This window comes from Chryseolinea lacunae (assembly GCF_016735595.1).
GTDB classification, from domain to species: Bacteria; Bacteroidota; Bacteroidia; order Cytophagales; family Cyclobacteriaceae; genus Chryseolinea; species Chryseolinea lacunae.
Window position 1 is genome coordinate 70365 of sequence record NZ_JAERRB010000015.1, and the last position, 11814, is coordinate 82178.

Genomic DNA, 11814 nt, shown 5'->3' on the forward strand with positions numbered 1-11814 from the left:
CACACATGAAAAAGTTATCGATATTACTACTCGCCCTGTTGCCCCTCGCGTCGTGCGATGTGCTGAATGTTGAATCGCAATCGGCAGTGGAAGAAGAACAGGCCATAAAAGACAAGACGGGAATCGAGAAAGGAATTCTCGGAGCCTACACCTCGTTTCAGGCGCTGAGCTACTACGGACGCAGCTACCTGATTTTTTCTGACCTCGCCGCCGACAACCTCGATCACCCGGCCGATGCTACTGCACTTGAATATGCACAGATTGACAACGACGTGATTCTGCCCGAGAACGGATCGGTGGACGGCATGTGGTCTTCGGCCTACGAAGGCATCAACATCGCCAACAACATCATCGCGAAGGTGCCCGACATGGCCGACATGACGCCAGCCGAAAAGAACGCGGCGCTGGGAGAACTGTATTTTATTCGCGCATTGAATCATTTCAACCTGCTGAACTATTGGGGATCGGTGCCGGTGAAAACATCGCCCACCATCGGAACCAGTGGTTTGGATGTGCCCCGCGATCCTGTGGCCAAAGTATATGAACAGATTATTGCCGACCTCACGTTTGCCGAAGCAAACCTCGGAGCCGGATCCACAAAAGTGCGCGCGTCGAAAGATGCAGCCACCGCGTTGCTGGCCCGCGTGAACCTCTACAAAGGCGACTATGCACAGGCAAAAGCAAAAGCCACAGCAGTGATTGAAAGCGAAAACTATGATTTGATTGCCTACGCCGATGTGTTTGCCGATGGCTCTGACGAATCTATCTTCGAGATCGATTTCACAGACCTGAACCGGAACCGCATTGCCGAATACAACTTTCCGAAAACATTGAACGGAAGACGTGAAGTGGCACCTTCGCCCACATTGCTAACGGCCTATGAAGTGGGCGATGCCCGCTATCCAGTGTCGGTGGCGTTTGCCGGAGCGTTGCCCTATGCAAACAAGTATAACGACCTGAGCGTGGGAGCCGACAATGTGATTGTGTTGCGTCTGGCCGAAATGTATCTTATCCGCGCCGAAGCCGAAGCCAAATTGCAAGGCGATGTGGATGCCATCCGGCAAGACATCAACGCGGTGCGCACCCGCGCCAAACTTCCCGACACAAACCTGAGCAGCTACGACGGCTTGCTGAATTTTATCGAGAAGGAACGACGTGTGGAGTTTGCCTTCGAAGGACACCGCTGGTTCGACCTTGTGAGAACAAACCGCGCCGTGGATGTGCTTCCCAATGTGAACAACGTCAATCAAACGCTGTTCCCCATTCCCTTAACGGAGATTGTCACCAATCAGAATCCGGGCATGAAACAAAATCCTGGCTATTAACCGACCTGAACCTGAAAAAATAAAATGCATATGAAATCAAAGTTATATTCATACCTCATACTCTTCCTGATGTTTGCCTGCGTGGTGTCGTGTAAAGAAGACGACGATGTGGCTCCTCAGGCCGCTGCCACCTTCACCGTCGACAAGCAGACTGCTAAAGTGGGAGAGGACATCCAGTTCACCAACACCTCTCAGAATGCCACGGCGTTCAAATGGAGCTTTGGCGATGGCACAACTTCGAAAGATTTGTCGCCCAAAAAATCGTATGAATCATCCGGAACGTTTGTGGTGAGCTTGCTCTCTTCGGGAGCGGGTGGCGCTACCATTTCGAGCCTCACCATCACAGTGGTTCCCAATCCGTCGTTTACGGTGGAAGGCGATGACAACCTGGTGGCCCTGACACCGATCAAATTTACCAACGCATCCAAAGGAGCTACATCGTATCTCTGGTCATTCGGCAACGAAGCCGCATCCACCTCGACCGATCCGAGTCCAACCTTTACCTATCTGAAAGCCGGTAGCTATAAGGTGACCTTGAAGGCTATCAGCGCATCGGGTGAAAGCACGTTTGAAAAACAGATCACTGTGAAAGCAGCGACACCGGATGTCTATTTTATCGAGAACGGATCGGAGTTGATGAAAAAACTTTCGCTTGATGGCAGCGGAACTGTTTCAAATTTTCTTGACCTCGCCGGTAAAATCGGTGTTGGTCTTGCCTATGATGATGTGCACGGAAAGATTTATTTCAGTGATTTTAACGAGGCGGACGCAGGCAAAATCTGGCGCGTAAACCTGGATGGCACTGAACTTGAAGCTGTTGTTTCTGATCTGGTCGATCCTTATGGCATAGCCCTCGATGTAGCGAGCGGGAAAGTCTACTGGTGTGACGGCGCCGACGCTAATGGAATAGGACATATCTCACGAGCAAACCTTGACGGTTCCGGCAAAGAAGATGTGGTGTCGGTGGATGGCGCCGGATTTCGTGCCATTGCGCTGGATTTGAAAAACGACAAAATGTATTTCTACGAAGTGGAAAACGAAGATCTATACATCGCCAATCTGGATGGAAGCAATGCTACTCCCATTATTTCGGGAGTATACGGCTATGCGATTCTGGTAGACAGCGAACACGACAAGATATACTTCGACGAGCAAAATGATGAGTTGTTGAAGCGCGCTAATCTCGACGGAAGCGGCATTGAAACCGTGGACGACAACGGCACGCGTATCTACGGAATGTCGATTGATTCGGAGACCGATAAACTCTATTGGTCGGGCAGAGACTCGGGTACCATTTTTGAAGCGGACCTAGATGGATCAAACAAGATCACATTGAAATCAGGTTTGGCGAGTCCACGTGGAATGTTCTTAAGAAAATAAGCCGTATCGTATGAAATACATACTCTTTATATTATTCGTGGGAATAACAACTTTTTCCCTGCACAGTTGCTCCGACGACGGCTTCCCTGTGCCGCCTGCCAGCACAGTGCCCAAGTTTACGAGCACGGTCAACAACGAGTCGTTTGCACCGGCCACGGCCACCTTTAAAAACGAATCGATCATTCCCGAGCGCGCCGGCGACGTGGTGTATACCTGGAGCTTTGGCGATGGCACATCGTCGTCTGAAGCCAGTCCGACGCACGAATACACAGAGCCAGGAAGCTATAAGGTGAACCTGGTTGTGGTGACCACGAAGTCGCAGGAGATCAATGACTATAGTGTGACGTTGGTGATCAAGGACCCGAATGCGGTAGGTATACCGGTGTTTTTTTCGGATAAGAAATTGATCTATTCGTCAATCATTAACGACCAAGCTCCCGTGGCTTCGCAGTTAAATATTCCCGCACTTCAGGAATGTTATGGAATGGTGGTAGACACGGTGAATAGCAAATTGTATATGGCCGACTACGGAAGATTGAAGATTTTGGTTTCTGACCTTGATGGCAAAAATCAGCAGGACTTCAGAACCAACATCGGAGCGCCTACATCATTGGCTATCGACTATAAAGACGGTCTGATTTATTGGGACACAGGCAGCGCCATCAGAAGAGCCAAATTGAATGATGCTTCGGTTGGTCAATATGAAGATGTGGCAACCGGACAGGCCGATCCCGAAGGCGTGGCCATTGATCCGGCGAACCGTGTGGTATATTGGAATTGCTATGATGGTGGCGTGTGGAAAAAAGGCATGGATCAGGCGGGCGGTGAACAACAGATTATAACAACAGAAGGCGGCGGAAGCATTTTCGTGGTGAAGGATAGAATTTATTTCGATGCTTATTTTGCGGCATCAGATGATTCGTCCATTAAATCTGCCAAGCTTGACGGAAGCGATGTTTCGACAATCGCTTCGGGCCTTGGAAGTGTTGTCTATGGTATAGCCTATGATCGTGTAGATAACAAATTGTACTGGGTGGACCGATATGAAGAGAAAATCATGCGGGCTACACTCACCGGTGAGAATACAGAAACATGGCTCGATGCCTATGCTACCGGTCTGACCTTCGGTAAACGTAAATAATGAATTCACTTTAAATGTTCATGCCCGGAGAACGTATCCTTCGTGGCATGAACATTTTTATTTATTTCTAAAATCTTATGAAGAAAATACTGTTTTGCTTTTCGCTTCTCGTCGCGTTTCATTTTTCAAGTGCACAAAAAACAACGCCCAAAGGCAAACTCGTCATCATTGGCGGTGGCTCGCGGCCCGATGCCATGGTGGATCGCATCATTGCCGAGGCAGGCTTGAAGCAGGGGGGCTACGGCATCATTCTCCCCATGTCAAGCGCCGACCCTGATTCAGCGGTCTATTATGCGAGTCAGCAGTTTGTGAAAAAAGGAATCAACTCGATCTATGGTGTGATCTTCAAAAAAGGAGAGACCCTGACCCCGCAAAAAGTGGACTCCGTTCGCAATGCAAAACTGATCTACATTTCCGGTGGCGACCAGACCCGTTTCATGGGTGTGGTGCAAGGCACAGACATTGAGAAGGCCATTCGCGACGCGTACATGAAGGGAAGCATTGTTGGGGGAACCAGTGCCGGTGCTGCCGTGATGAGCAAGATCATGATTACGGGCGACGAATTGAAGCATCCCGAATATTCATCTACGTTTCGAAACATTGAAGAGGCAAACATCGAAACAAAACCCGGGCTGGGTTTGGTTGAGGGAGTCATCATCGATCAGCATTTTGTGAAACGAAGCCGCTACAACCGGCTCATCAGCGCGATCATAGAATATCCGCTGGAAAAAGGAATTGGTATTGATGAAGCCACGGCCATCATTGTGTCGGGCAACACGGCCGAGGTGATCGGCGATTCGCAGGTGATCGTGTTTGAGAATCCCAAGCGATCTAAAGTGGTCACCAACGGCAAGCTCAGCGCGAAAGGATTGACGTTGAACATCTATGTGTCGGGAGAGAAGTTCAGCCTTAAATAGATTCAGAAGGTCCATTGGCACACAAAACTGTCCCGGCGTGTAAAGTGAGAACCCGCGTTATGCATTTCAGGCAAAGAAGCAGTATCTTCATCCTGTAGACGACCCACTAAAATCTTTGCTGCTATGAAAAACCGGATATTGTTTTTTGTCATCACCCTCATGACCGCCTTTACCATGCAAACATTCGCACAAGCCAAATTGAAAGTCGGCGACAAAGCTCCCGACTTCACCGCCACCGATCAGGATGGCAAATCCATCAGCCTCTCGTCGTATAGCGGGAAGAAGGTGGTGCTCTATTTTTATCCCAAAGATCAGACTCCGGGCTGTACGGAAGAAGCGTGCAACCTGCGCGACAACATCACGCAACTGGGAGATGCGGGCTGGGTGGTGTTGGGCGTGAGCACTGACGATGAGCTTTCTCACAAAGAGTTTCAGAAGAAATACAATCTTCCCTTCTCACTGGTGGCCGACAAAGACAAAACCATCAACCAGAAATATGGCGTGTGGGTAGAGAAGGAACGCGACGGCAAGAAGTATATGGGCACAGCCCGCACCACGTTCCTTATCGATGAAAAAGGTGTGATCACCAGTGTGATCGACAAAGTGGACACGAAACAACACGCGTCGCAGATTCTGACCTATTGAGAGCGCGTACTATAATTAAAGAATAGGATAGTGGCCCTGACTTGTCGGGGCCTTTATTTTTTTAGGCCTTCCAGGAAGGTGATGAACTCGTCAATCACTTCGTCGTTGAGGGAGTATTTGAGGTTGCGGCCTTCCTTTTCGGAATGGATGAGGTCGGTGTCGAGGAGTTGCTTCACGTGGTGGCAGATGGACGGTTGGGCGAGGTTCACCACGTCGGGGATGTCGGCGCAGTATAGACAATCTTTCTGCTTTTTGATTTCCCGAAGAATCAACAACCGGTTTGGGTCCGCCAGGGCTTTGGCGACCTTCTCTGCCTTCTTTGCGTTCATAAGACCTTCATTTCACTCAAAATTAATATTTATTTATTTAAATGTTTCAATTCAATTAAACAAGTTGATCGTCTGCTGTTTACCTATTGTTGTCTAGACAATCTTCTACGCTTGAAATCGATTGTGGTAGTCCCTTTTGACCACTCATCCTCCTAAAAATCTTTGAAAAAAACATAACCGTGGAACTAAACCTTACGTACTAACGATTTATAGATACATTTAAATATATCTATAAATGATTTTTCCCTACTCACCTAAAAACAAGTTTGCCATGAAAGAGAGAGACACCCCCCGAAAAGAACAGACACATCAGGAGAACAGAACAGGTTGCAGCTGCGAAGAGACATTTTGCTGCTGATTTTATTTGCCCTTAAATATCGAAATATTTCAATAAATCAATAAACAAATCCATGAAAATTAATTTTGAACATACTACTTACGCCGGTGTATCATCGCTGCTGGGGGCTCTCGTTGTCGGAGCTATTCTGGCGGGATGCACATCGCAGGCGGCCGAAAATAAGACTGAAACAAAAGCTGCCACCTTACCTGCACCGGTAGGAACACCCGTTGACGCTGTGGTGGTGCAACCTGGTGTTGTGAACGAAGAACTGGAAGTGACCGGCACGCTCATCGCCAACCAGCAAGTGGACCTGGTGAGCGAACTCACCCGCCGGTTGGTTCGTGTGAATGTGAAAGAAGGAAGCTTTGTGAAGCAAGGCGCCCTGTTGTTTCAACTTGACGACGCCGACCTGCAAGCGCAACTGGAGCGCCTGCGTCAACAGGAAAAACTCGCGGTGTTGAATGAGAAACGTCTGAAAGATCTGATTGATCACGACGCCGTGATTCAACAAGACTACGACGAAGCCCTCACAAACCTCCGTGTGCTGGAAGCGCAGATCACCGAGCTGCAAGTGGCCATCGCGAAGACCCGCATCCAAGCGCCGTTCGACGGTCAGATTGGGATGATCAATGTGCACCCCGGTGCCGTGGTTTCCGTGAACACGTTGCTCACCAACATCGAAGACAACAGCGTGGTGAAAGTTGAATTTTCCGTTCCTGAAAAATACAGCCACATCATCACGCCCGGTAGCGAGCAATCGTTCACCATCGCCTCCGACGACAAACGCTATAAGGCCCGTGTGGTAGCACGCGAGTCCAGCCTCGACGAAGATACACGCACCTTGCGGGTGAGGGCGGTTGCCGCCAATCCCGGTCATGTCTTGTTGCCCGGACAAAGCGCACGCATCACGCTTTCGCTTAACACTTCGGGTGCGGCGCTGGCCGTGTCATCACAAGCGTTGCTGCCTTCATCGCAGGGCTACAACCTCTATGTTTCGCGTCACAACACCGTTGCCATCGTGCCCGTCCAGATCGGACAGCGCAGTGCCGCATCGGTCGAAATTCTCTCGGGTCTTCACCAGGGCGACACGGTCATTGTCAGCAACCTGCTGCGCCTGGCCCCCGGTGTGCCTGTTCATTTTGTGACGCTGAAATAATTACCCCATCATTTTCCCTACTGTAACACTACAAATTTCATGAGTGCAATTTCTCAAATAAGTATATCCCGGCCCGTGCTGGCCGGCGTTATGTCGGTGCTGCTGATTCTGTTCGGCATCGTCGGCTACACCTTTCTCGGCACGCGCGAATATCCCGTCACCGACTCACCGCTTGTTACGGTGACCACCGTGTATCCGGGTGCCAGCGCCGACATCATTGCGTCGCAGGTAACCAAACCGTTGGAAGAAGCCATCGCCGAAGCCAACGGCATCCGCGCCCTGTCGTCTACCTCGCGCGAGCAGGTGAGTATCATCACCGTAGAGTTTAACCTCGACGCCGACCTCGAAGCCGCAGCCAACGATGTGCGCGACAAAGTTTCGAAGTCACGTCAGCAACTGCCCGCCGACATTGAACCCACCATTGTTGAAAAGATGGGACCTCCGGATTTCCTCGTGTTCCTGACCGTGCAAAGCGACACGAAGAGCCTCGAGGATGTTACGGATTTTGTGAACATCAACATTAAAGAACGGCTGCAGTCTATCCCCGGCGTTCGCCTCGTAGATTCGTATGCCGGCCGCAAGCGCGCCATGCGTCTGCGAATGGACCCGGTTAAGTTGGCATCGTATAAGTTGACCCCCGCCGATGTGCAAAACGCTCTGCAACGCGAGAATGTGGATTTGCCCAGCGGACGCATCGAAGGCCAGAACACAGAAGTGACCCTGCGCACCTCGGGCCGCCTCGTTACCGAAGAAGACTTCAACAACATGATCATCGTTGAAAAAGGTGGTGCTATTGTGCGCTTCAAAGACATCGGCTCGGCCATCATGTCGTCGCAAAACGAACGCACGGCCATGATTGTGGGCGAAGGCAACACCGCGCGCTATGGCGTGGGAACGGGTGTTCAGCCACAACGCGGCGCAAACTCGCTCGCCATCGTGGAAGAATTCAAAACTCGCTTCGACGACATCGTGAAGACCGCTCCTAAAGACTACATCATTTCGTTGGGAAAAGATTTCACCGTGCCGGTTCGTAACTCTTTGTCGGAAGTGGAGGAAACCCTGCTGCTGGCGTTTGGCCTGGTGGCGTTAATCATCTTCATCTTCCTTCGCGACTGGCGAAGCACCATCATTCCCTTGGTTGCCATTCCGGTATCCATCATCGCCGCCTTCTTCATCATGTACATCGGCAACTTCTCCATCAACGTGTTGACGTTGCTTGGGCTTGTGCTGGCCATTGGCCTGGTGGTGGACGACGCGATTGTGGTGTTGGAAAATATTTATAGTAAGATAGAGCAGGGGATGAGCCCCATTGAAGCCGCACGCAAAGGTTCGGATGAAATTTACTTCGCCGTAATTTCCACGACCGTGACACTGGCTGCTGTGTTTTTACCGATCCTCTTTTTGGGAGGCATCACGGGCAAGTTGTTTAAAGAATTTGCTGTGGTCGTGGCCGGATCGGTGCTGGTGTCGGCCTTTGTGGCCCTCACACTGTCGCCGATGATGAGCGCCTACTTGCTGAAGCGCGATGCTTCGCAAGGTTGGTTCTATCGCAAAACCGAACCGTGGTTTGTGGCCCTGAACCGTGGCTATGAAAAATCGCTGCACGCCTTTTTCAAAGTGCGCTGGCTTGGGTTTGTGATCCTGGTGGCGTCGTTTGGTGTGGCCTGGTATCTGTTGCCCATATTGCCCTCTGAGCTTGCGCCGCTGGAAGATCGTTCTATGATTGGCCTCGCCGTGATTGCGCCCGAAGGCACATCGTATGAAAGCATGGAAGAGACCATGAAAGAAATCAACATGTATGTTTCAGACTCCGTGCCGGACCTGAACGGCAACCGCACCTACGCGGGCATCGCGGCATCGATCGGCACGCTGGTGCAGCCGGTGAACGGCGGCTTCCAATGGGTGTTCTTAAAAGATCCGAAAGATCGCAAGAGCGGTCTCACGCAGCAGCAGGTCTATGAGAAGCTTGTGGCGGCCTCGGCTAAATTCAGAAACGTGATCATCATCCCGATACAGATTCCAACAATTGGTGGTTTCTCCAGCTCGCAGCCGTTGCAGTATGTTGTGCAGGCGCCCGACCTGAAAAGCCTCATCGATGTGATGCCGAAGATTATGGGTGAAGTATATCAAAGCAAGAAGCTGAGCTTCCAGGATCCAGACTTCAAAATCAACCGTCCTGAAATTGGTATCACCATCGATCGTCAGCGCGCGGCACAGGCCGGCATCTCTACACAAGAGATTGGCCGCACATTGCAGCTGGCGTTGAGCGGAAGACGCTATGGATACTTTATCTACAACGACCGTCAATACGAAGTGATCGGTCAACTGGACCGCGAAGAACGTTCGGCCCCTGCCGACCTGCGCTCGCTGTTCCTGAAAGCCGGCAACGGTGAAATGGTGTCGCTCGACAACCTCGTGAAATTGACAGAGAGCGTGAGCCCTCCGGCCATCTATCGCTACAACCAATCGTATAGCGCCACCATCTCTGCGACACCCGCACCCGGCGTGAGCCTCGGAGAAGCCATTGCTGAAATGGATGGCATTACACAAAAAGTGTTGCCGAAAGGATTCAGAACAGCATTGGCCGGACAAAGCCGCGACTATGCAGAAAGCAGCTCGAGTCTCGTGTTTGCCTTCATCTTCGCCATCATCCTCATCTATCTGGTGTTGGCTGCTCAGTTTGAAAGCCTCATCGATCCGTTCATCATCTTGCTCACGGTGCCGATGGCCTTGACCGGTGCGCTGCTGAGTTTGTGGATCACAAACCAGTCTGTCAACATCTTTAGCGAGATCGGTATCATCATGCTCATTGGGTTGATCACCAAAAACGGTATCCTCATTGTGGAATTTGCTAACCAGCGTAAAGAAGAAGGAGAGTCGGTTAGTGAAGCTGTGCTCAGTGCAGCCACGTCGCGCTTCCGTCCCATCCTGATGACGACGCTGGCCATGATCTTCGGCACGTTGCCCATCGCGTTGTCGCTGGGCACGTCGTCGGGCAGCCGCACGTCGCTGGGCATAGCCGTGGTTGGCGGGCTGGTGTTTGCCGGCTTGCTCACGCTCTATGTGATCCCTTCGGTATACTCTTATTTCTCACGCCCCTATGCCAAGAAGGCACATGCCAACACGTTGCCCACCCAACCCGGTGCGGAAAATGTTGTTGTGGCCTGACCTGCATTCACACATCATCCAATTTTATGAAACGAACTACATTTTCTTTTTATAGTATACTTCTTCTGGCGCTCACGGCTTTCACAGCCGTGGCGCAGGAGCAGAAGTTGTCCCTGCAAGAAGCAGTCTCGCAGGCCATGGCCGACAACCCCGAGTTGAAAGCCAGTAAACTTGACATCGACAAATCGCAGCAGCAATTCATTGTGTCGCGCGCATTGTTCCTGCCGTCGGTGAATGCCACAGCAGGGGTGAACCACTACTTTCAGTTGCCGCCCTTCTTTGGTTTCGGGGGCAATGATCCCGACAGCAAGAAAATAGGCTATGGTCGTTTTGGTGGTGAAGACCAGGGCACCGCGGCAATCACAGCGATACAGCCGTTGTTCAACCCGCTTGCCTATCCGTCGCTGCAACGCGCACGCCTGCAGGAACGCGAGAGCGGCATTGCCCTGAACGGCAAACAAACAGAAGTGATCTCGCAGGTGAAACAAACCTACTTGCAGTTGCTGGTGGTGAACGAACGGCTGCGCTTGCAGAAAGAAAGCATCAGCCGGAACGAACGCGCGCTGAAAGATTCGCGCTCGTTGTTGTTGCAAGGCAAAGCCCTTCGCGTGGACACGCTGCGTGCCTACACCTCGGTGAAAAATCTGGAACCGGAGTTGTTGAAACTGAACTATGCGCTCGAAACCGGCAAGCTTCAATTGAAAGCCCTGCTGGGCCTGGACTCGACCAAGCAAATTGCGTTAACCGATTCGCTTGTGGTGCCTTCGCCCGGTTCGCTTCCCGACGAGGAAGAAGTCTATAACGCGGCGCGTAACAACAATGCATCCTATCGCCTGTTGGAAGTGCAACAGCTCATGCAGGAACAACAAGTCAAGATCGCATCGGCGGCCCGTAAGCCAACCGTTGCAGCTATTGGTCAGTATCAGGTGCAAACCCAAACCAACAGTTTTGAATATGGCAACGCATACTATCCGACGAGCTCATTTGTAGGGCTTCAGGTGTCGGTGCCGCTGTTTAATGGTTTCAGCAACGCGGCCAAAGTGAAACAGGCATCGTTGACCAAATCGCAATCGGCATTGCGACTGAACGATGCCTATGAACAACTGCGCGCCCAAGTGCACAAGGCTGTGGCCGACTGCGACGCGTCGGTGGACCGGATTCGCACCGCCGTGGTGGTGAACGAAACGGCCAAGCTCAGCTATGACATGATTCAGTTTCGCTACTCACGCGGCGTGTCGTCGCGGCTCGAGCTGACGGACGCAGAACTGGCGTTGACGGTATCGCAATCAAATTACCTGGAAGCGGTCTACGACTACTTGTCGGCCCGCATCGCCCTGTTCAAACTGATGGGTCAGGTGGAATAATATCAACCAAAGGACTCTCTTTGGCTGGAAGGCTGCCCAATGCAAAAAG

Annotated in this window: 9 protein-coding genes; 8 read left to right on the forward strand and 1 reads right to left on the reverse strand. The window is 51.4% G+C overall.

Going from position 1 to position 11814, the window contains the following annotated elements:
• Positions 1 to 5 precede the first annotated feature (5 nt).
• The 5 genes from JI741_RS28830 (at position 6) to bcp (ending at position 5408) form a co-directional block, all read left to right on the forward strand.
• Positions 6 to 1325: a RagB/SusD family nutrient uptake outer membrane protein gene (locus JI741_RS28830; protein WP_202015624.1), complete on the forward strand. Its 1320-nt coding sequence runs from the start codon at positions 6 to 8 to the stop codon at positions 1323 to 1325.
• A gap of 30 nt (positions 1326 to 1355) precedes the next feature.
• Positions 1356 to 2705 carry a PKD domain-containing protein gene (locus tag JI741_RS28835; RefSeq protein ID WP_202015626.1) on the forward strand — a complete coding sequence of 450 codons (1350 nt, stop codon included), beginning with the start codon at positions 1356 to 1358 and terminating at the stop codon, positions 2703 to 2705.
• Between the two features lie 10 nt (positions 2706 to 2715).
• On the forward strand, positions 2716 to 3846 hold the full coding sequence (locus JI741_RS28840) for a PKD domain-containing protein (protein ID WP_202015628.1): 1131 nt from the start codon (positions 2716 to 2718) through the stop codon (positions 3844 to 3846).
• A gap of 77 nt (positions 3847 to 3923) precedes the next feature.
• The gene (locus tag JI741_RS28845) at positions 3924 to 4763 is read left to right on the forward strand and encodes a cyanophycinase (protein ID WP_202015630.1); all 840 of its coding nucleotides are present in this window, start codon (positions 3924 to 3926) and stop codon (positions 4761 to 4763) included.
• Between the two features lie 159 nt (positions 4764 to 4922).
• Entirely contained in the window at positions 4923 to 5408 is a 486-nt protein-coding gene (gene bcp, locus JI741_RS28850) for a thioredoxin-dependent thiol peroxidase (RefSeq protein ID WP_439647558.1), read from the forward strand.
• A gap of 53 nt (positions 5409 to 5461) precedes the next feature.
• On the opposite strand, the gene JI741_RS28855 is transcribed toward bcp, so the two are convergent.
• Positions 5462 to 5737, reverse strand: coding sequence for an ArsR/SmtB family transcription factor (locus JI741_RS28855; RefSeq protein WP_202015631.1), 276 nt, complete (start codon positions 5735 to 5737; stop codon positions 5462 to 5464).
• A gap of 410 nt (positions 5738 to 6147) precedes the next feature.
• On the opposite strand from JI741_RS28855, the gene JI741_RS28860 reads away from it, so the two are divergent.
• Genes JI741_RS28860 through JI741_RS28870 form a run of 3 tightly spaced genes read left to right on the forward strand, consistent with a single transcriptional unit; the run spans position 6148 to position 11765 of the window.
• Complete coding sequence (locus JI741_RS28860; protein ID WP_202015632.1) at positions 6148 to 7233, forward strand: efflux RND transporter periplasmic adaptor subunit; 1086 nt, start codon at positions 6148 to 6150, stop codon at positions 7231 to 7233.
• A gap of 39 nt (positions 7234 to 7272) precedes the next feature.
• Entirely contained in the window at positions 7273 to 10401 is a 3129-nt protein-coding gene (locus tag JI741_RS28865) for an efflux RND transporter permease subunit (protein ID WP_202015633.1), read from the forward strand.
• 26 nt (positions 10402 to 10427) lie between these two features.
• A complete protein-coding gene (locus JI741_RS28870) occupies positions 10428 to 11765 on the forward strand; it encodes a TolC family protein (RefSeq protein ID WP_202015634.1) in 1338 nt (445 codons plus the stop codon).
• The last annotated feature ends 49 nt before the right edge of the window (positions 11766 to 11814 follow it).

Coding starts and splice junctions, on each gene's coding strand:
- JI741_RS28830 (WP_202015624.1), top strand. CDS start 6: ATGAAAAAGTTATCGATATTACTACTCGCCCTGTTGCCCCTCGCGTCG.
- JI741_RS28835 (WP_202015626.1), top strand. CDS start 1,356: ATGAAATCAAAGTTATATTCATACCTCATACTCTTCCTGATGTTTGCC.
- JI741_RS28840 (WP_202015628.1), top strand. CDS start 2,716: ATGAAATACATACTCTTTATATTATTCGTGGGAATAACAACTTTTTCC.
- JI741_RS28845 (WP_202015630.1), top strand. CDS start 3,924: ATGAAGAAAATACTGTTTTGCTTTTCGCTTCTCGTCGCGTTTCATTTT.
- bcp (WP_439647558.1), top strand. CDS start 4,923: ATGACCGCCTTTACCATGCAAACATTCGCACAAGCCAAATTGAAAGTC.
- JI741_RS28855 (WP_202015631.1), bottom strand. CDS start 5,737: ATGAACGCAAAGAAGGCAGAGAAGGTCGCCAAAGCCCTGGCGGACCCA.
- JI741_RS28860 (WP_202015632.1), top strand. CDS start 6,148: ATGAAAATTAATTTTGAACATACTACTTACGCCGGTGTATCATCGCTG.
- JI741_RS28865 (WP_202015633.1), top strand. CDS start 7,273: ATGAGTGCAATTTCTCAAATAAGTATATCCCGGCCCGTGCTGGCCGGC.
- JI741_RS28870 (WP_202015634.1), top strand. CDS start 10,428: ATGAAACGAACTACATTTTCTTTTTATAGTATACTTCTTCTGGCGCTC.